The 19630-nt window shown below is 70.9% G+C and carries 19 protein-coding genes; 10 read left to right on the top strand and 9 right to left on the bottom strand.

Features of this window, described 5'->3' with window-relative positions; translation table 11 throughout:
• Window positions 1-64: 64 nt before the first annotated feature.
• The gene (locus ACZ7LS_RS13755) at window positions 65-493 is read right to left on the bottom strand and encodes a PPOX class F420-dependent oxidoreductase (RefSeq protein ID WP_382968395.1); all 429 of its coding nucleotides are present in this window, start codon (window positions 491-493) and stop codon (window positions 65-67) included.
• 133 nt (window positions 494-626) lie between these two features.
• On the opposite strand from ACZ7LS_RS13755, the gene ACZ7LS_RS13750 reads away from it, so the two are divergent.
• Together ACZ7LS_RS13750 and ACZ7LS_RS13745 are read left to right on the top strand one after the other, a co-directional pair.
• A complete protein-coding gene (locus ACZ7LS_RS13750) occupies window positions 627-1040 on the top strand; it encodes a roadblock/LC7 domain-containing protein (RefSeq protein ID WP_030354287.1) in 414 nt (137 codons plus the stop codon).
• Between the two features lie 180 nt (window positions 1041-1220).
• Complete coding sequence (locus tag ACZ7LS_RS13745) at window positions 1221-2426, top strand: DUF6397 family protein (protein WP_385129840.1); 1206 nt, start codon at window positions 1221-1223, stop codon at window positions 2424-2426.
• A gap of 61 nt (window positions 2427-2487) precedes the next feature.
• On the opposite strand, the gene ACZ7LS_RS13740 is transcribed toward ACZ7LS_RS13745, so the two are convergent.
• Window positions 2488-3462 (bottom strand): NADP-dependent oxidoreductase, encoded by a 975-nt coding sequence (locus tag ACZ7LS_RS13740; RefSeq protein ID WP_385129838.1) that lies wholly within the window; start codon window positions 3460-3462, stop codon window positions 2488-2490.
• A 154-nt stretch (window positions 3463-3616) separates the two neighbouring features.
• On the opposite strand from ACZ7LS_RS13740, the gene ACZ7LS_RS13735 reads away from it, so the two are divergent.
• Window positions 3617-4027 carry a winged helix-turn-helix transcriptional regulator gene (locus ACZ7LS_RS13735; protein ID WP_382529339.1) on the top strand — a complete coding sequence of 137 codons (411 nt, stop codon included), beginning with the start codon at window positions 3617-3619 and terminating at the stop codon, window positions 4025-4027.
• Here the strand turns inward: ACZ7LS_RS13735 and ACZ7LS_RS13730 are convergent.
• Both ACZ7LS_RS13730 and ACZ7LS_RS13725 read right to left on the bottom strand, forming a co-directional pair.
• Entirely contained in the window at window positions 3999-4352 is a 354-nt protein-coding gene (locus ACZ7LS_RS13730; RefSeq protein ID WP_129766339.1) for a VOC family protein, read from the bottom strand. The two genes, ACZ7LS_RS13735 and ACZ7LS_RS13730, sit on opposite strands and share 29 nt — an antisense overlap.
• A gap of 74 nt (window positions 4353-4426) precedes the next feature.
• Window positions 4427-5401 carry a fibronectin type III domain-containing protein gene (locus tag ACZ7LS_RS13725; protein WP_385129836.1) on the bottom strand — a complete coding sequence of 325 codons (975 nt, stop codon included), beginning with the start codon at window positions 5399-5401 and terminating at the stop codon, window positions 4427-4429.
• Between the two features lie 220 nt (window positions 5402-5621).
• Between ACZ7LS_RS13725 and ACZ7LS_RS13720 the strand changes: the two genes are divergently transcribed.
• Complete coding sequence (locus ACZ7LS_RS13720) at window positions 5622-6416, top strand: SDR family NAD(P)-dependent oxidoreductase (protein WP_385129834.1); 795 nt, start codon at window positions 5622-5624, stop codon at window positions 6414-6416.
• A gap of 57 nt (window positions 6417-6473) precedes the next feature.
• On the opposite strand, the gene ACZ7LS_RS13715 is transcribed toward ACZ7LS_RS13720, so the two are convergent.
• Window positions 6474-7184 (bottom strand): carbonic anhydrase, encoded by a 711-nt coding sequence (locus tag ACZ7LS_RS13715; protein WP_382665703.1) that lies wholly within the window; start codon window positions 7182-7184, stop codon window positions 6474-6476.
• 227 nt (window positions 7185-7411) lie between these two features.
• Here ACZ7LS_RS13715 and ACZ7LS_RS13710 point away from each other — a divergent pair, with 227 nt between their 5' ends.
• Entirely contained in the window at window positions 7412-7942 is a 531-nt protein-coding gene (locus ACZ7LS_RS13710; RefSeq protein WP_382877620.1) for a GNAT family N-acetyltransferase, read from the top strand.
• A gap of 198 nt (window positions 7943-8140) precedes the next feature.
• Here ACZ7LS_RS13710 and ACZ7LS_RS13705 read toward each other — a convergent pair whose 3' ends face one another.
• The 4 genes from ACZ7LS_RS13705 to rhaI form a co-directional block, all read right to left on the bottom strand.
• Window positions 8141-9163, bottom strand: a complete 1023-nt coding sequence (locus tag ACZ7LS_RS13705) for a LacI family DNA-binding transcriptional regulator (protein ID WP_382529325.1) — start codon at window positions 9161-9163, stop codon at window positions 8141-8143.
• A 143-nt stretch (window positions 9164-9306) separates the two neighbouring features.
• Window positions 9307-10809, bottom strand: a complete 1503-nt coding sequence (locus ACZ7LS_RS13700; RefSeq protein ID WP_385129831.1) for a rhamnulokinase — start codon at window positions 10807-10809, stop codon at window positions 9307-9309.
• A gap of 147 nt (window positions 10810-10956) precedes the next feature.
• Window positions 10957-13008 (bottom strand): bifunctional aldolase/short-chain dehydrogenase, encoded by a 2052-nt coding sequence (locus ACZ7LS_RS13695; RefSeq protein WP_382665737.1) that lies wholly within the window; start codon window positions 13006-13008, stop codon window positions 10957-10959.
• Between the two features lie 54 nt (window positions 13009-13062).
• Window positions 13063-14232, bottom strand: a complete 1170-nt coding sequence (gene rhaI / locus ACZ7LS_RS13690; RefSeq protein ID WP_382529321.1) for an L-rhamnose isomerase — start codon at window positions 14230-14232, stop codon at window positions 13063-13065.
• A 274-nt stretch (window positions 14233-14506) separates the two neighbouring features.
• On the opposite strand from rhaI, the gene ACZ7LS_RS13685 reads away from it, so the two are divergent.
• From ACZ7LS_RS13685 to ACZ7LS_RS13665, 5 genes are all read left to right on the top strand, one after another.
• Complete coding sequence (locus ACZ7LS_RS13685; protein WP_385129829.1) at window positions 14507-16030, top strand: sugar ABC transporter ATP-binding protein; 1524 nt, start codon at window positions 14507-14509, stop codon at window positions 16028-16030.
• Entirely contained in the window at window positions 16027-17076 is a 1050-nt protein-coding gene (locus tag ACZ7LS_RS13680) for an ABC transporter permease (protein WP_382665694.1), read from the top strand. The genes ACZ7LS_RS13685 and ACZ7LS_RS13680 overlap by 4 nt, the downstream gene beginning before the upstream one ends.
• On the top strand, window positions 17060-18130 hold the full coding sequence (locus ACZ7LS_RS13675; RefSeq protein ID WP_385129827.1) for an ABC transporter permease: 1071 nt from the start codon (window positions 17060-17062) through the stop codon (window positions 18128-18130). Before ACZ7LS_RS13680 ends, ACZ7LS_RS13675 begins: the two co-directional genes overlap by 17 nt.
• Window positions 18131-18214: 84 nt before the next feature.
• Window positions 18215-19300, top strand: a complete 1086-nt coding sequence (rhaS, locus tag ACZ7LS_RS13670; protein ID WP_382529351.1) for a rhamnose ABC transporter substrate-binding protein — start codon at window positions 18215-18217, stop codon at window positions 19298-19300.
• A gap of 14 nt (window positions 19301-19314) precedes the next feature.
• Window positions 19315-19611: an L-rhamnose mutarotase gene (locus tag ACZ7LS_RS13665; RefSeq protein ID WP_385129825.1), complete on the top strand. Its 297-nt coding sequence runs from the start codon at window positions 19315-19317 to the stop codon at window positions 19609-19611.
• Window positions 19612-19630 lie beyond the last annotated feature (19 nt).

The following is a 19630-nucleotide window of genomic DNA, read 5'->3' as shown; positions in this document are numbered from 1 at the left end:
GGGCGGGCTGGGCGGCTGGGCGGGGCGCCCGACACGGAGTCGTGTCGGGCGCCCCGCCCGCACGTCAGTCGGCGACCCCCGCGTAGGCCAGCACCTTGTCGATCTTCACCCGCACCACCAGTTCCCCCGGCACGCCGTTGCGCTCCCCGAACTCCCGCGCCCGGTCCTCCCCCATGTAGCGCGCGGCGATCCGGGTCGCCCAGTCGCGCAGTTGGTCCGGCTCCTCGTGGATCTCGGCCCGGCCGTTGATCACCACGAAGGCGAACGGCGGACGTTCGTCGTCCACGCACAGCGCGAGCCGGCCGTCGCGCAGCAGATTGCGGCCCTTCACGGTGTCCTTGCCGGTGTTGAAGACGAGATCGTCACCGTCCAGTACGAACCAGACGGGCGCGATGTGCGGGCTCCCGTCGGCCCGTACGGTGGACAGCTTGCCGGTGCGCGTACCTTCCGAGACGAAGGCGTGCCACTGCTCCTTGCTCATGTTTGTCGCCATGTCCGCATTTTCCGCCGCCGGAGCGGCCGACGCGACGCGACGCCCCGGGGACCCGCTTGCCCGCGAGCGGCCGGTGAGGAAGGCTACGGGCGTTGCGGAACCATGGGGAACACCTGAACGGGGAGGAACGACAATGCCGTTGGAAAAGGGACTCGACTGGTTGCTCGACGACCTGACCGAACGAGTCGAGCACATCAAGCACGCGCTGGTGCTGTCCAACGACGGCCTGGTGACGGGGGCCAGCAGCGGACTGGAGCGCGAGGACGCGGAACATCTCGCGGCGGTCTCCTCGGGGCTGCACAGCCTCGCGCGGGGATCGGGGCGGCATTTCCGGGCCGGCCAGGCGCGGCAGACGATGGTCGAGTTCGACGAGGCGCTGCTGTTCGTCACCGCCGCCGGTGACGGCAGCTGTCTGTGCGTCCTGACGGCGGCCGAGGCCGATGTCGGTCAGGTCGCCTACGAGATGACGCTGCTCGTCAACCGGGTCGGTGAGCACCTCGGCGTCGCGGCGCGGCAGCCGGGAGGCACCAGTCTGAGCGGTCTCTGACGTCCCCGGGGCTTAGACGTCCTCAAGGTCTCGGACATCTCGGAGGTTCCCGGAGAAGACCCTGAGCCGGAGGCCGGATTTCGGCCCGGTCCGGGAGTTATCCACAGGCTCGGCGAGAAACGCCGCTGTCGCGCTACGGTCGTCACCGAGAGTAGTTACGCCTCACGGGGGAGGACCACCATGTCCGTCAGCGATGCTCAGTCACAGACCCGGAACGACGACGCCGGGGAAACGAACACGATCGCCGTGGCCGCGACGGCCGCGACGGCGGAGACCGCGGGGAAAGAGCCACGGTCCGTCGGCGCCGACCGGGCCGCGCGGGAACTGGAGCTGCGACGCGGCGAGTTCGAGCTCGCCGCGCAGCTCGGACACATCCGTACCATCACCATCGCCGGCGCGACGACCGCGGGCTCGGTCACCGGGATGACCCTGGGCCGACGGCAGGTCACGCGCCTGGAGATCGACCGTCTGCGGGCGGCGGAGGGATTCCCGGACACCCTGCGCGAGCGGGTGCGGACCGTGGGCACGGCCGAGGGGGCGGCGCTGATGCCCGTCAGCCCGGGGCGCTTCACGCAGCTGGCCCGATCGGGGTTCATCGTGCCGGTGAGGTTCTATCTCAATCGCTATCGCGCGGTCGTATGGCTCTATCTGGCCGAGGAGCTGCGGTCCTTCGCCATCAGAGAACCGGCCCTGCTGGCCGGAAGGTTCCCACGGCCGCTGCGGGCCGGGCTGGGGGCGGGGGAGGACTGGCGTCCGCGCAACTGGCGGGGTCGGCGCATCGGTCAGTTGCTGCATGAGAGCGGGGACCCCTGGGAGCGGGCCGCCATCGCGGGCTGTGTGCTCGATCCGGTCCAGCTGGCCGAGCTGGTGGCCGATCCGTACGAACGGGCCTATCTGGAGCGGCTGCGGCCGGACCTCGGCCGGGGCCGGCCCGAGTCGGAGGCCGCGCGGACGGCGGTTCAGCGTCTGCTGGTGGCGGATCACCCGGACGAGATCCAGTGGCACCAGGCCAGTCTTGACACGTTGCTCACGGCGGCCCGGCGCGTGCGCCCCGCGCCGCGCCCCGGCAGCTCTCTTCCGCACGCCGGGGACGCTGCCCGGGGGCACGAGGGGACAGGACGAGCGCCAGCGCCGGCACCGGCGCGAGCACCCGGACACGGAATCGCGTCCAGGCACCGACTGCGGCAGCGACACGAACCCGTACCCGCACCCGGAGCGACAGGACCGGCAGGACCTGGACGAGCAGGACCAGCGGCACCGGCATCCGGGTCGACGGCCGTGGCGCACGAACCTCCACGCGCGGGCGGCCGCCGGGGGCTCCTGACCCGGTTGCGGGTCAGGAGCAGGCGGGAGGGAGACCGCCCGCGTGCCTCGGTCCGAAGCTGAGGCGGGTGGTGTACGAGCCGGAGCCCAGCCCCTGGCCGCTGCCCGGGGCCTGCGGCGGATGTCAGGAGGTGACGCGCAGGACGAGCTTGCCGCGGGTCCGTCCCCGCTCGCCCCGGCGGTGCGCCTCGGCCGCGTCGGACAGCGGAAGGACGTCCTCGACCTCGACCTTCGTGACGCCCTCGTCGATCAGCCCCGCGATCCGGGTCAGGGAAACGCCGTCGGGCTCCACCAGAAAGGCGGTCGCGCGCACGCCCCTGGCGAGGGCCGCGTCGTACAGCCCGGGGGAGATGCCGGAGGGCACGGCGACGAGGACGCCGCCCGGCCGCAGGGTCCTGAGCGAGCGGGTGCTTGTCGCGTCGTGCCCGTCCCCGACGAGATCGATCACCACATCGACGTCGCGTACGGCGTCCTCGAACCGGACCGCGGTGTAGTCGACGAGCTCATCGGCGCCGAGCGAGCGCAGCCAGTCGTGCTTGGCGGCGCTGGCGGTGCCGATGACATGAGCGCCGAGGTGCTTGGCGAACTGCACCGCGAAGTGGCCCACACCGCCCGCGGCGGCGTGGATGAGGACACGCTGTCCCGGCTCGACCCGCGCGGCGTCGGTGAGCGACTGCCACGCGGTGAGCGCGGCCAGCGGTACCGCGGCGGCCAGTTCATGGCTGACCGACTCGGGCTTCCGGGCGAACTGGCGGGAGGGCGCGGTCACATACTCGGCATAGGCGCCTGCCTGCCGGGGGAACCACGGCATCCCGTACACCTCGTCGCCCGCCTGAAGGGTGTGGACACCGAAACCGACCGCCGACACGACGCCGGAGACATCCCAGCCCAGCACGAAAGGAGGTTCCCCCAGGACGCCGGACATACCGCCGCCCTCGCGGGTCTTCCAGTCGACGGGGTTCACCCCCGCCGCGTGGACTCGTACCTGTACCTCGGTCGGCAGAGGTTCCGGCCGTGCCAGTTCGGTGAGCCGGAGTACCTCGGGGCCGCCCAAGGTGTCCTGGGTGATCGCGCGCATCGTTGTCGCGTTGTCGCTCATCGCGGTTCTCCTGTGGTGCGTGCGGGGGCACCTGCATACCCCCGGCGGCTGCTGTCCGACGTCCGCAAGCTATCCCCGGGGTATTGGTTTCCCGCAAGGGCAATTACTATCTCTGGGGAAGTATGCAGCTCAGGGCAGTATGGAGGGACGCGCGATGGCCATCACCTGTACGACGGGCCGACACGCCGAGCACGACGTCTACGCGGCCCAGTGCCCGTGCCGGGATGTGCTCGATCTGCTGGCCAACAAGTGGGCCGCGCTGGCGATCGGCGCGCTGGAGGAGGGGCCGCAGCGGTTCGGCGCGCTGCAGCGACGGCTGCAGGGCGTCAGCCCCAAGGTGCTGACGAGCACCCTGCGCCGGCTGGAGGACCACGGCTTCGTCGACCGCACGGTCTACCCGGCCGTACCTCTCCATGTGGAGTACGCGCTCACGGCGCTCGGCGTGAGCGTCGCCGAACCGCTCGGGCAGGTACGCGCCTGGGTGGAGAACCATCTCGACGAAATCGGGTCGCCCGGCCCGGAGGAGGCCGCCTGTGTCACTGCCGGAGGTGACTCACCACATTGACCACCCGGCCGTTGGGATCGGTGACGAAGAACCGCCGCACCCCCCACGCCTCGTCGCGCAGCGGGTAGACGATCTCGGCTCCGCTCGCGACGACCGCCGCGTACACCGTGTCCACGTCGTCCACCTCGATGCTCAGATCGGGGACGACGGCGACGGACTCGTCGTGCCGCATGAGCGTCAGCTGCGCGCTGGGCTGGGAAGGGGAGGCGAGCGTCATGACCCAGCCCAGGTTCATGACTTCCTCCAGTCCGAGGAGTCCGTAGAAGTCCCGGCTCTCCTTCATGGCCTCGGACCGGATGTCGGGTACGACTCTGCGGACGGACATCGGTGGCTCCTGTCGTGAATGCGGGCGGTCCCGCGTGCCCCATCCTTCCCCGAAGCGGGGCCCGTTGTCCGTCGTCAGGGCCGGGCGTCGCCGGTGACGATGGTCCGTTCCGCGGAGAACTTGCCCCAGTTGCCGTCGGGCAGCTTGGCACGGATCTTCACCCGGTAGGTCTCGCCTGCCTTCTTGCTCGCGTACACGCTGTACGTGGCCCTGCCCGTCGGGGGCTCGCCACCCCAGATCAGGGTCGTCGCGAACTTCCCGTCGAGATAGATCTGATAGGAGGGGACCTTGCCGCCGGTCTTCGGCGCCAGCCAGGACAGATCCACGTAGTGAGCGCCGTCGGCGGCGTGTGTCGCGGCCCGGAAGTCGATCGGCGCGGTGTCGGGATCGTCGCCGGGGCCGCGCGGGGTCGTGATCTCCACCGCCCGGCTGGCGGGCGAGGTGTTGTCGGCCGCGTCGCGCGCGGTGACGGTGAAGCTGTAGCGGGTCCCTGGCCGCAGCTGGGTGAGCCGCGCGCCGGTCGCCTCCCCGTCGACGCTATGGATCTTGGAGCCGCCCTGGTAGATGTCGTACGAGGTGACGCCCTGGTCGCCCGCCGCCGCGGCCCAGTTGAGCCTGGCGCCCCGGGCGCCGTCGCTCTTGCCGGTCACTCCGGTCGGCCGGGCCGGAGCCTTCTTGTCCTCGGCGACCGCGGCCGGTGTGGTGACGGCCAGTTCACCGCTGGGCGGGGAGACGGTGCCCTCGGCGCCCCGGGCCCGGACGCTGAAGGTGTAGGCGGTAGCCGGCTTCAGCCCGGTGACGTCGATCATGCTCTGGCCGGCCGGGACGTCCTTGATCTTCGTCTTGCCCCGGTAGACCTCATATCCGCTGACTCCGTCCTTGCCGGCGGCCGGCTTCCACATGACATGGACGGAAGTGGCGCTCCCGGCCTGGGCCGTGACGCCGGTGGGTGCCGAAGGCGCCTTCGCGGCCTCGTCGCCGGTGCCGCACGCGCCCAGCACGAGGACGGCGGCGGACGCGAGGGCGGCAAGGCTGAGGGTCCTTCTCATGGCCGTGTCCTCCACCTGGGGGGCAATGGTCTAGACATATATGACACAGGTGTCGGGTTCACATCAAGGGGCAGGCGGCATCCGATGACGGATCATCACGACACCCGCGCGCGACGGCGCCCGGCCCGACACGCCGCCCGGCACGTCGGGCCGGGACCTGGTGCGTCCCTCGCACACCATGGGCGTGACGCAATGAAGGCACCGGAAAGGGAGCTGAATCGTGCAGATCGACCTCGCCGGAAAGACCGCACTGGTGACGGGCTCGACGCAGGGGATCGGCGCGGCCATCGCGGCGGGACTCGCCCGCGCCGGGGCCCGCGTCGCCGTCAACGGGCGCGGCGCCGACTCGGTGGACGCGGCGCTGGAGCGCCTGGGCGGGCAGGTGCCCGACGGTGAATTCCTCGCCGTGCCCGGTGACGTCGCCTCGGACGAGGGGACCCGGCAGGTGCTCGACGCACTGCCCCGGGCGGACATCCTCGTCAACAATCTGGGTATCTTCGGCGCCCGGCCCGCGCTGGAGATCAGCGATGACGAGTGGCGGCGGTACTTCGAGGTCAATGTCCTGACCGCGGTCCGGCTCACCCGGGCCTATCTGGGAGGGATGACCGAACGGTCCTGGGGACGCGTCCAGTACATCGCCAGTGACTCCGCGATCGCCATCCCCGCCGAGATGATCCACTACGGAGTGTCCAAGACCTCGCTGCTCGCGGTCGCCCGGGGATTCGCCAAGGCCGCGGCGGGCAGCGGTGTGACCGTCAATTCCGTACTCGCGGGGCCGACCCACACGCCCGGCGTGGAGGAGTTCGTGTACGGGCTGATGGGCTCGTCGCTGCCCTGGGACGAGGCGCAGCGCGCCTTCATGCTCGAACACCGCCCGCAGTCCCTGCTCCAGCGGCTGATCGAGCCCGAGGAGATCGCGAACATGGTGGTCTATCTCAGCTCGCCCCTCGCCTCGGCCACCACGGGGGCGGCGATCAGGGTCGACGGCGGACTCATCGACTCGATCGTTCCCTGACCGGGACACCTTCCAGCCCCGGTCAGGGAACGATCGAGTGGCGGCGCGGGGAGCCGGTCAGGCGATCTGGTGGACCAACTGGTTGGAAAGCTCGTAGCGGGCACCGACGATGGCCAGCTTGCCCGCGGACACCTTGGCCGCGAGGTCGGGCTCGGCGGCGAGGCGGGAGCGGATCATCCTGACGTTGGCACTGACGGTGGCGTCTACGCGTGCGTCGCCCTGCTGGGTGTGATCGATGGCGGGCTTGATCTGGTCGGCCAGATACTGTATGTGGGACGGCAGCCGCTCGCCGGTCTCGTCCGCCTCGACCGCCGCGGCGACGGCGCCGCACGACTGGTGGCCCAGGACAAGGACCAGCGGGATCTCCAGCTCCAGCACGCCGTAGGCGATGCTGCCGAGAACGGCCTCGTCCAGGACCTCGCCGGCCGACCGTACGGTCATCAGGTCGCCCAGGCCCTGGTCGAAGGCGAGTTCCGGGGCCACCCGGGAGTCGATGCACCCGAGCACGACGGCGAAGGGATGCTGGCTCGCCACCAGGGACTGCCGCACGGTCGCGTTCTCGTGCGGGTGCTGCTGGCGGAAGGTTCGCCAGCGCTTGTTGCCCTCGGACAGCTCATGGAGCGCCTGCTCGGGGGTTGCCGGGCGGGCGTTCCTCGTACGGGTGACGGACGCGCCCGCGGCGGGCGCGGCGAGCGTCACGCCCGCGGTGGCGGCGGTTCCCGCGAGGGCCGCGCGAAGCAGCGTCCTGCGAGGTGTTCCCGTGGACATGGGGGGTCTCTGTGTGTGTCTGCTCAATATCACGGCCGGAGACTATCCGTGACAGCCTTGGCCAACGATTTCACTTGGTGATCTGTTGACCATGTCTTGAGCCAACTGTGGCTTAAACAGAGCGGTTTCGGAGCCCGTTCCCTGCCCGTTCCACTGTCGTTCGGCCGTTGGACCCGAGGAGGAAAGCCACCGGTCTGTGGTTGCATGGTTCGGTGAATCGACAGACTATGCCTACGGCCGATGACATCCCCATGTGTGATGTCCGGCGTCGCGGCAGGGATGACCTCGACGCGTGTGTGCGGGTCCTGGCCGAGGTGCACAAGAGCGACGGATACCCGGTGAACTGGCCCGAGCACCCCATGGGCTGGCTCGCCCAGCCCGTCCAACTCGACGCCTGGGTAGCCGAATTGGACGGCCGGATCGTCGGCCATCTCGCTCTCTGCCCGGCGGGCGAGGGCGATGTGGCCCCCGCGCTCTGGAGCAACCGCGCCGGCACCACCATCCATGAAACCGCCGTGGTGAGCCGCCTGTTCGTCGACCCCTCGGTGCGCGGTCACGGGATCGGCGCCCTGCTCATGGCCCAGGCGGCGAGGGAGGCCAGACAGCGCGGTCTGCACCCCGTACTGGACGTGGTGTCAACCGACGCCGCCGCGGCGGCACTTTACGAACGCATGGGCTGGAGCCTGCTCGCCGTCGTCGAACAGCGCTGGGCTCCGGGGCAGACGGTCACCGTCCGCTGCTACGCCGCGCCCGCCTGATCCCACCGCCGCAGGCCCGATTCGAGGTGCGGGGCCACAGGGCGCCATGCCCAGGACTGTTGTCCGGCCCCGTAACCACGCGGTACTCCTTCCGCGGCGTGATCAGAGGGAGACGGCCCGTACCCAAGGCCCGGCCGTGACACGGACGGGGGAATTCTCACCCCGCACCCTCACCACCCGCCGACGGCCGTCACGTGCTCAGCGCCCCAGGCGCCGCGTCGAACTGCGCACCACCAGTTCCGGCTGGAGGACGACGGAACGATGCGTGTGACGCTCCGCGTCCGGGCCCGTCTCGTCCATCAGCATCTCCGCCGCCGCCCGTCCCATCGCGGCGGCCGGCTGCCGTACGGACGTGAGCGGTACGACGGCCGCCGCCGCGAACTCGATGTCGTCGTAGCCGACGATCGACACATCGCCCGGCACATCCACCCCGGCCCCATACATCGCCTGCAACACGCCCAGCGCCAGCAGGTCGTTGGCGCAGAAGACGGCGGTGGGGCGGTCGGCGAGACCCAGCAGCCGCGCCCCCGCGTCGATACCGGACGCCACGTCGAGCCGCGCCGACTCGACCTGCCGCAGGGCCTGTTCGGGCAGACCCGCCTCGCGCAGGGCGGCCAGCGCGCCCGTACGGCGGTCCCGGCACTGGGGGAGCGACATCGGGCCGCTGATGTACGTCACGGACCGGTGCCCGGCCGCCAGCAGATGCCGGACGGCGAGCGCGCCGCCGGCCACGTCGTCCACCGATACGGAGCACCCCTCGGCGGCGGGCACCGCCCGGTCGACATGGACGAACGGAATGCCCCGGCGCGCGAAGTCCCGTACGTTGGCGCCGGTCGCGTCGGCCGGGGTGAGCAGCACCCCCCGCACCCGCTGCTCGGCGAAGAGCGCCAGATACTCCGCCTCCTCGGCCGTGCTGCCCGCGCTGTTGCAGAGCATCACCCCGAGCCCCGCCTCCCGCGCCGCGCGCTCCGCGCCCTTGGCGACGGCGACGAAGAACGGGTTCGCCATGTCGAGCACCAGGATGGCGAGAATGCGGCTGGTACCGACCCTGAGCTGCCGCGCCGTCTCGCTCCGCACGAATCCCAGCTGGTCTATCACCGCCCGTACCCGCACGCGGGTGTGCTCCGACACCTTTTCGGGCCGGTTGAGCACATTCGAGACGGTGCCGACCGAGACCCCCGCCAGCCGGGCCACGTCCTTGATACCGACCGTCTGCGCCACGCGTCCTGCCCGTTCTGTCACATCTCGTTGGTTCCCCTGACCGAGTGGACCATCCTAACGGGGGACGGGGCCCCGCCGGATATATCACCCAGAGGCATGTCACCACAGGTATGTCCCCTCAGGCAGGTCCACCCGGAGACATATCAGCGCCGCGCGCCCTCCCCGGCGAGCAGCGCGGCGGCCCGGTCCCAGCCTGCCCGGTCCCCGGTGGGCTCGTACCGGCGCGGCTCCAGCGTGGCGCGGAGCAGGGCGCGCAGTTCGGTGAGACCGCCCCGGACGACGCCCGCGGCACGCGCCTGGACGAGTACGTTGCCGAGCGCGGCGGCCTCGGCGGGACCCGCGACGACGGGCAGCCCGCAGGCGTCCGCGGTGAGCCGGCACAGCAGTTCGTTGTGGGCGCCGCCGCCGACGACATGCACGGTGTCCACGGCGCGGCCCGACAGCCGCTGGGCGTCCTCGATCGCCCCGCGGTGCGCGAGCGCCAGGGAGTCGAGGACACAGCGGGTGACCTCGGCCGGAGTCCGCGGCGCCGGTCCTCCGACACGGCGGCAGGCGTCCCGGATACGGTCCGGCATACCGCCGGGCGCGAGGAACGCCGGATCGTCGGCGTCCACGAACGACCGCAGCCCCGGCACCTGCGCGGCCTCGCCCAGCAGCCGGTCGAGCCGCTGCGGCGCGCCCTCGGCCTCCCAGGTCCGCAGACACTCCTGGAGCAGCCACAGGCCCATGATGTTGCGCAGATAGCGGACCGTGCCGTCGACGCCCAGCTCATTGGTGAAGTTGGCGCGCCTGCTCTCCTCGGTGACGACCGGGGCGTCCAGCTCCAGGCCCGCCAGGGACCAGGTGCCGGTGGCGACATAGGCGAACCGGTCGCCGGAGGCGGGCACCGCGGCGACCGCCGAGGCCGTGTCGTGGGAGCCGACGGCCGTCACCGGCACCGGGCCGGTCAGCCCGGTCTCGGCGAGCACCTCCGGGAGCAGCCGTCCCGCCGGATCGCCCGGACCGCGCAGCGGCGCGAAGAGTGTCAGATCGATGCCGAGCGCCTCGGCGACGGACCGTGACCACTCCCGGGTCCTGGGGTCGATGAGCTGGGTGGTGGAGGCGTTGGTGAGTTCGGTCCCCTCCTCCCCGGTGAGCCAGTACGCGATCAGATCGGGGATCAGCAGCAGCCGGCGCGCGGCGCCGAGCGCCGGGCTGCCGTGCGCGGCGGTGAGCTGGTACAGCGTGTTGAACGGCAGATGCTGGAGGCCCGTGGCCTCGTACAGCGCGGACGGCGACAGCACCGCGCCGACCTTCGCCGCCTCGCCCTCGGTACGGGTGTCCCGGTAGTGCACCGGGTTGCCGAGCAGCGCGCCGGAGGCGTCCAGCAGCCCGTAGTCGACGGCCCAGGTGTCGATCCCGATGCTCGCGGGCGCGCGCCCCGCCGCCGCGCCGGCCGCCCGCAGTCCGTCCAGCACGCCTCCGTACAGCGACAGGATGTCCCAGTGCAGCGTGCCTCTGGTCCGTACCGGCCGGTTGGGGAAGCGGTGGACCTCCGCCAGGCGCAGCGCCCCGGTGCCCCGGCCGGAGACATGCCCGACCATGACACGGCCGCTGGACGCGCCGAGGTCGACGGCGGCGAAGGGGAGCGGTTCGGTGGGCGGCACGGCTGACCTCGTCGGAACTCGTCGAACAGCGGGGGGAGACGAACAGCGGGAGCTGAGGACGTCGGGGAGCGGGAGCGGCGGGGAGGGGGTACGGGCGGCGCGGCGGGCCGGACCGATGCCCGCGGCCCGGCCCGCTCCGCCGTGACGTCAGCGCAGGAACGCCGCCGCGACCCCCGCGTCCACCGGCACGTGCAGCCCCGTCGTATGGCTCAGCTCACCGCCGGTGAGGGCGAACACCGCGTTGGCCACATGCTCGGGCAGCACCTCCCGTTTGAGGATCGTCCGCTGCGCGTAGAACTCGCCGAGCTTCTCCTCCGCCACGCCGTACACCGCGGCGCGCTGCGCGCCCCAGCCGCCCGCGAAGATCCCGGAGCCGCGCACCACCCCGTCGGGGTTGACGCCGTTGACGCGGATGCCGAGGCCGCCCAGCTCGGCCGCGAGCAGCCGTACCTGATGGGCCTGGTCGGCCTTGGTCGCGGAGTAGGCGATGTTGTTCGGGCCCGCGAACACCGCGTTCTTGGAGGCGATATAGACGAGATCACCGCCGAAGCCCTGGTCCGTCATCACCCGGGCCGCCTCGCGCGACACCAGGAACGAGCCGCGCGCCATGATGGAGTGCTGGAGGTCCCAGTCCCGGGCCGTGGTCTCCAGCAGCGGTTTGGAGATCGAGATACCGGCGTTGTTGACGACGAGGTCCACCCCGCCGAAGGCGAGCGCCGCCGCGTCGAACGCGGCCTTGATCTGCTCCTCGTCGGTCACATCGACGCTCACCGCGACGGCCTTGTCCGCGCCGCCCAGTTCGTCGGCGACCGCCGTCGCGCTCCCGGTGTTGAGATCGGCGACCACCACACAGGCGCCCTCGGCGACCAGCCGGTGCGCGATGGCCCGGCCGATCCCGGAGCCCGCGCCCGTCACCAGCGCCACCCGGGAGGCCAGCGCCTTCGGGGCCGGCATCCGGCGCAGTTTGGCCTCCTCCAGCTCCCAGTACTCGATCCGGAACTTCTCGGACTCCTCGATCGGCGCGTACGACGAGACGGCCTCGGCGCCGCGCATCACATTGATGGCGTTGAGGTAGAACTCCCCGGCGACCCGGGCGGTCTGCTTGTCCTTGCCGAACGAGAACATGCCCACGCCCGGCACCAGCACGATCGCCGGGTCCGCGCCGCGCATCGGCGGCGAGTCGGGCGACGCGTGCCGCTCGTAGTACGCCCGGTACTCCTCGCGGTACGCGGTGTGCAGCTCCGCGAGCCGCTCCCGTACCCGCTCCAGCGGCGCGCCGGCCGGCAGATCGAGGACCAGCGGGCGGACCTTGGTACGCAGGAAGTGGTCCGGGCAGGAGGTGCCCAGGGCCGCCAGCCGCGGATGCTCCGCGCGGGAGAGGAAGTCGAGGACCGGTTCGGTGGCCGTGTAGTGGCCCACCTGGGGCCGGTCGGTGGAGGCGAGACCGCGGATCAGCGGGGCGAGCGCCGCGGCCCTGGCCCGCCGCTCGTCCTCCGGCAGCGGTTCGTACCCCTGCTGTACGGGGCCGAACGGCTCGGGCGTGCCCCGCTCGGCGAGAAACGTCTCGGCCGTACGGATGATGTGCAGGGAGTTGCGTTCGCACTCCTCGGAAGAGGCGCCCCAGGCGGTGATGCCATGGCCGCCCAGCACACAGCCGATCGCCCGCGGATGGGCCTCCTTGACCGCGGCGATGTCCAGGCCCAGCTGGAAGCCGGGGCGGCGCCAGGGCACCCAGACCACGGTGTCGCCGAAACACTCGGCCGTCAGCTTCTCGCCGTCGGCCGCGCAGGCCAGGGCGATCCCCGAGTCGGGGTGGAGATGGTCCACATGCGGCGCGTCGACCAGCCCGTGCATCGCGGTGTCGATGGACGGGGCGGCCCCGCCCTTGCCGTGCAGGCAGTAGTCGAACGCGGCGACCATCTCGTCCTCGCGCGCCACACCCGGGTAGACCCCGGTCAGCGCGCGCAGCCGGTCGACGCGCAGCGCTGCCAGCCCACCGGCGGTGAGCGTGCCCAGGTCGCCACCGGACCCCTTGACCCACATCAGTTCGACCTCGTCGCCCGTCACCGGATCGGTGGCGGATCCCTTGGCCGAGGTGTTGCCGCCCGCGTAGTTGGTGTTGCGTGGATCGGCGCCGAGACGGTGCGAACGGTCGAGCAACTGAGCTGCCACAGGATGGATATGGGGCTGGTCGGTCATCATGTCCCTCTGTGAGGTGCGGTCTTCGCAAGGGCGGGGGTACGGGGTGAGCGCTCAGGCTCCCCAGCCGGCCTGGGTGCCGCCGATCCGCTCGGCGACGATCTTCTCGCCGTAGCCGGAGGCGTGGTAGGCGGCGACGGGGTCGGCGTCCGCGCCCAGTTCGGCACGGACCTCGGCGACCAGCGGGCGCACATCGGTGTTGAAGGCGTCCATCAGCGCCGCGTTCGCCGCCAGGACGTCGCCGGAGCGCTGCGCCGCGTCCAGCGCGTCCGCGTCCACCAGCAGCGCCTTGGCCGTGGCCTCCTGGACGTTCATCACCGACCGGATGATCGCGGGGATCTTCTCCTCGATGTTGTGGCACTGGTCGAGCATGAACGCGGTCCGCGCGGTGAACCCACCGCCCTTGATCACCTCGTACATGATCCGGAACAGCTGGAAGGGGTCCGCGGCCCCCGCCATCAGATCGTCGTCCGCGTAGAAGCGGGAGTTGAAGTCGAAGCCGCCGAGCCTTCCCTCGCGCAGCAGCAGCGCGACGATGAACTCGATGTTGGTGCCCGGCGCGTGGTGTCCGGTGTCGACGACGACCTGGGCCTTCTCGCCCAGCTTGAGGCAGTGCGCGTACGCCGTGCCCCAGTCCGGGACGTCCGTGGCGTAGAAGGCGGGTTCGAACAGCTTGTACTCCAGCAGCATCCGCTGCCCCTCGCCGAGCCGCTCGTACACCGCGGCGAGGGCTTCGGCCAGCCGGCCCTGGCGGGCGGAGATGTCGTCCTGGCCCGGGTAGTTGGTGCCGTCGGAGAACCACAGCTTCAGATCGCGGGAGCCGGTGGCGTCCATGACGTCCACGCACTCCAGCAGATGCCCCAGGGCCTTGCGCCGGACCGCGGCGTCCGGATGGGTCACGGACCCCAGCTTGTAGTCGTCGTCCTGGAACACATTGGAGTTGATCGCCCCGATACGCAGGCCCAGTTCGCGCGCCTCGGCGGCGAGCGCGCCGTAATCGTCCACGCGGTCCCAGGGGATGTGCAGGGCGACCGTGGGAGCCACGCCCGTGTGCGCGTGCACCCGGGCGGCGTCCGCCAGTTTCTCCTGTGGAGTCCGCGGCACGCCCTGCTGCGCGAACACCTTGAAGCGGGTGCCCGAGTTCCCGAACGCCCACGACGGCGTCTCGACAGCCTGTGACTTCAGCGCGTTCTTCACAGCGGACACGGCGGATCGACCCGTCATCTCTCAGCGCTCCCGTGGTGCGGACTCGGCGGGCGAGTCGGTGCAGCGATTCCTTATGAATCGTTTCATCGCGGTGAAGTTATGGGAGTCCCCGGTGCGTGTCAACCCTTTCCGCACCGCCTTGACCGACACCAGCGTGCCCCTCGGATTCAACGGAAAATGTCGCGCACAGCCCATTGACGCCGTCGGTAGTGGCCGTTTAGCTTCCGTGCAACCTCATTGAAACCTTTCACGGCGGGTCGTGCCCCGAGTCCCCACCGCTGAGGAGCCCCTCATGAACCAGCCCGCCACGGGCCCCGCCCCGGTCCTGGCCCTCAAGGATGTGAGCAAGTCCTTCGGCGCCGTACGGGCCCTGCGGGACGTCTCCCTGCAGCTGTTCCCCGGTGAGGCACACGCCCTCGCGGGGGAGAACGGCGCGGGCAAGTCGACCCTCATCAAGACGCTCGCCGGGGTGCACAGGCCCGACGCCGGCGAGGTGGTGCTCGACGGCGAGGCCGTCGTCTTCCACGGCCCGGCCGACGCCAGGGACGCCGGTATCGCCGTCATCTACCAGGAGCCGACGCTCTTCCCCGATCTGTCGATCGCCGAGAACATCTTCATGGGCCGTCAGCCGCGGCGCGCGCTCGGCCGTATCGACCACAGGGCCGTACGGGACACCACCGCGGCCCTGATGAAGCGCCTCGGCGTGGAGCTCGACCCGGACCGGCCCGCCCGCGGACTCTCCATCGCCGACCAGCAGATCGTCGAGATCGCCAAGGCGCTCTCCTTCGACGCGCGCGTCCTCATCATGGACGAGCCCACCGCCGCCCTGACGGGCAGTGAGACCGCCCGGCTGTTCTCCGTCGTACGGACCCTGCGGGCCGAGGGCGCCGCGATCCTGTTCATCTCCCACCGCCTGGAGGAGATCTTCGCGCTCTGCCAGCGGGTCACCACCTTGCGCGACGGCCGCTGGATCTCCTCCGAACCGCTGGCCGGACTGAGCGAGGACGATCTCGTGCGCTCCATGGTCGGCAGGGATCTGGGTGAGCTGTACCCCAAACAGTCCGCCGACGTCGGGGAGATCGCCCTGTCCGTGCGCCGGCTGACCCGGGAGGGGGTGTTCCGCGACATCTCCTTCGAGGTGCGCAGGGGCGAGATCGTCGCCCTGGCCGGACTCGTCGGCGCGGGCCGCAGCGAGGTGGCCCAGGCCGTCTTCGGCGTCGACCGGGCGGACGCCGGGGAGGTGGTGGTCGACGGACAGTCGCTTCCGGCCGGTTCACCGACCGCCGCGATGGACGCCGGACTCGCGCTCGTCCCCGAGGACCGCAGACAGCGCGGACTGGTGATGGACATGTCCATCGAACGGAACATCGCGCTCACCGGACTCGGCCGGCTCGGCAGGGGCGGCATGGTGCGCCGGGTCCTGGAGCGCGGCCGGGCCGCGGACTGGGCCGTACGGCTCCAGCTCAAGTACAACCGCCTGGCCGACCCCGTCGGCGTACTCTCCGGCGGCAATCAGCAGAAGGTCGTCCTCGCCAAATGGCTGGCGACGGAACCGGCCGTACTCATCGTCGACGAACCCACCCGCGGGATCGACGTCGGCACCAAGGCGGAGGTGCACCGGCTCCTCTCCTCCCTGGCCGCGGAGGGGCTCGCCGTCCTCATGATCTCCTCGGACCTGCCCGAGGTGCTCGGCATGGCCGACCGGGTGCTGGTGATGCACGAGGGCCGGCTCACCGCCGAGATCCCGCGCGCCGAAGCCACCGAGGAAGCCGTGATGGCCGCCGCCACCGGCCGCAACGAGAGGGCGGCGGCATGACCACCCTGATGGACAAACCCACCACGAGCACCAAGGACGACGGCTCGGCGCGCTCGCTCGTCGACGCCGTGTTCCGGGCCCGCGAGATCAGCATCGCGGGAGCGCTGGCGCTGCTCGTCCTCGGCACCTGGATCGCCAACCCGCGCTTCCTCGACGACCAGGGCGTCAAGGACCTTCTCCTCAACGCCTCCATTCTGGTCCTGCTCGCCGTCGGCCAGTCCGTGGTCGTCGTCACCCGCAACATCGACCTCTCGGTCGGCTCGGTCGTCGGACTCTCCGCCTTCGCCTGCGGCAAGTTCGTGGCCGGCACCGATCACGGCGTACTCACCGTCATGCTGCTGGGCATCGCCCTCGGTGTCGTCTGCGGACTGGTCAGCGGCGCCCTGGTCAGCTTCGGCAGGGTGCCGGCGCTCGTGGTCACCCTCGGCATGCTCTACATCATTCAGGGCCTCGACTACTGGTGGGCGCAGGGCGAGCAGATCAGCGCCAACGACGTCCCCGACCCGATACTCGGCCTGGGCAGCGGCAGTGTCCTCGGCGTCCCCTATCTGCCGCTGATCGCCCTCGCCCTGCTCGCCGCCACCGCGTACTACCTGCGGGGCTACCGGTCGGGACGCGAGCTGTACGCGATCGGCTCCAACCCCGAGGCCGCCCGGCTGGCCGGCGTACCGATCCGCCGCCGGATCCTCGGCGCGTACGCCTTCTCCGGCGCCGTGGCCGGATTCGCCGGCGCCCTGTGGCTCGCACGCTTCGGCACCGTCGTCGCCGACAACGCGCACGGCTGGGAACTGACCGTCGTCAGCGCCGTGGTCGTCGGCGGCGTCGCCATCACCGGCGGCACCGGCACGGTCTGGGGAGCCGCGCTCGGCGCGCTGCTGCTCACCACCATCGGCAGCGCGCTGGTCGTCCTGAAGGTCGACTCGTTCTGGCAGGGCGCCATCACCGGCGCACTGCTCCTCGCGGCCATCACCGTCGACCGGATCGTGTCCCTGCGCATGACAGCCGCCCTGAGGAAGAGGAGCGCCCGACATGGGAATGGCGCCTGACACACAGACCGCGCCGCGGCCACCGGCCACGACGCACGCGCCCCGCGCCACGACGGCGGGCGAGCTCGTCAAGTCCGCCGGGCTGCGCTGGGACACGGCGGTCGGCGCCCTGCTGGTGGCGGTCTTCGTCGTCGGCCTCGGCACCACCGACGGCTTCGCGTCCGGTGAGAACCTCGCCTTCGCCTTCAACGACATCGCGGAAGTCGCCCTGATCGCACTGCCCATGACCCTGCTGGTGGTGGCGGGACAGGTCGATCTGTCCGTCGCCTCGATGCTCGGTCTCGGCAGCGCGCTGACCGGCGCCCTGTGGAACGCGGGCTGGGCGTTCGAGCTGATCGTGCCCGTCGTCCTGCTGGCCGGAGTCGCCGGCGGGCTCCTCAACGGCTGGCTGGTCACCCGCGTCGGCCTGCCCTCGCTCGCCGTCACCATCGGTACCCTCGCCCTCTACCGGGGGCTCGCCTCGGTCGCGCTGGGCAGCGACGCCGTCACCGACTTCCCCCAGACGTACGCCAGTTGGGCCGTGGACACCACCACGATCCCCGGCACCTTCATCACCTATCCCATCGCCCTGTTCATCACGCTGGCCGTGGCCACCGCCGTACTGCTGCACTCCACCGCCTTCGGACGGTCGCTGTTCGCGATCGGCGCGCAGGAAGAGGCCGCCTACTTCGCCGGGATCAGGGTCAAGCGCTTCAAGCTGATCCTCTTCGTGGTCACCGGGGTCTTCTCGGCCTTCGCCGGGATCGTCTTCACCCTCCGCTACGGCAGCGCCCGCGCCGACAACGGTCTCGGTTTCGAGATGCTCGTCATCGCCTCCGTCCTGCTCGGCGGCGTCGACTTCGACGGCGGCAAGGGCACGCTCTTCGGCGCGGTCGCCGGGGTGCTGCTCATCGGAGTCCTCAAGAACCTGCTGACGCTGAACGATGTGCCGAACGAGGTCCAGGTGATCGTGACCGGACTGCTGCTCGTCGCCTCCGTCCTCACCCCGCGCGTCATCGCCACCGTGATCGAACGACGGCACCGGCGCGCGGCGGGCGCCGCGCCCGAGTCCTGAGCCGCCTCATCCCGCCACATCCCGTACCCCTCGCCCCCCGTACCTCCCCGAGCCCGTCGTACTCCCGAAAGGCACGTGCCCGCCATGATCATCCGTACCGCTGTCCGACGCCGCGCGGCCGCCACCGCCGCCACCGCCTGCGCCCTCGCCGTCGCGCTGACCGCCTGCTCCGGCACCACCAAGGACAGCGCCAAGAAGGACACCACGAACGCGGGCACCGCGGCGAAGGCCGACCCGAACGCGCCCCTGAAGAAGGGGCTCAAGCTCGCGTTCCTGCCGAAGCAGATCAACAACCCGTACGAGAAGATCGTGGACGAGGCGGGCATCGCCGCGGCCGAGGAGTACGGCGCCACCGGCAAGGAGGTCGGCCCCTCCGACGCCAGCGCCTCTTCCCAGGTCTCGTACATCAACACCCTCATCCAGCAGCGCCAGGACGCCATCCTGATCGCGGCCAACGACCCCAACGCGGTGTGCGGCCCGCTCAAACAGGCCATGAAGAAGGACATCAAGGTCGTCGCGTACGACTCGGACACCGCCAAGGACTGCCGCCAGCTCTTCATCAACCAGGCCAGCTCCGAGGAGATAGGCCGGAGCCTCGTCCAGCACCTGGGCGAACAGATCGGATACCAGGGCAAGATCGCGATCCTCTCGGCCACCCAGAACGCCACGAACCAGAACACCTGGATCGAGTTCATGAAGGACGAGCTGAAGCTGCCCAAGTACAAGAACATGCGGCTCGTGAAGGTCGCGTACGGCGACGACGCGGACCAGAAGTCCTTCCAGCAGACCCAGGGCCTGCTCCAGGCGTACCCCGACCTCAAGGGCATCATCTCGCCCACCACCGTCGGTATCGCCGCCGCGGCCCGCTACCTCGGCGACTCCTCGTACAAGGGCAAGGTCGTGCTCAACGGTCTGGGCACCCCGAACCAGATGCGCAAATACGTCAAGGACGGCACCGTCGAACAGTTCTCGCTCTGGAACCCGGAAGAGCTCGGCTATCTGGGCTCGTACGCCGCCGCGGCCCTCGCCTCCGGCCAGATCACCGGCGCCGAGGGCGAGAAGTTCAAGGCGGGCAAGCTCGGTGAGTACACCATCGGCAAGGACGGCGAGATCATCCTCGGCGAGCCGACCGTCTTCGACAAGCGGAACATCGACAGGTTCGACTTCTGAGCGGGCGGTATTCCGTGCGACGCGTCTGTTCTCCGCTGAAGGTCCGCGAGGACCGCGCGGCCGAGTACCGCGAGCGGCACGCCGCCGTCCGGCCGGCCATGCTCCGGGCCCTGACGGAGTGCGGCCGGCGGAGCACCGCCGGTACCACCGGCGGCTCCGGGTCCGCCGCGGCGCCGAACGCCTTCGGCGAGGTCGTCGTGGACGGCACCCGCGTCGCCCAGGACGGCGTTCTCTCGTTCATGTATCAGCGGAAGCCGGCCGGCACCACGCCCTCGCCCCTCCGGGTCATCGACTTCCGGCTCCCGTCCTGAAGCACCACCCGTCCAGAGG

The sequence above is a fragment of the Streptomyces sp. NPDC039430 genome (genome assembly GCF_055639435.1).
Note: the sequence above shows the minus strand (reverse complement) of the source record. Positions and strands in the feature narration are given on the sequence as shown.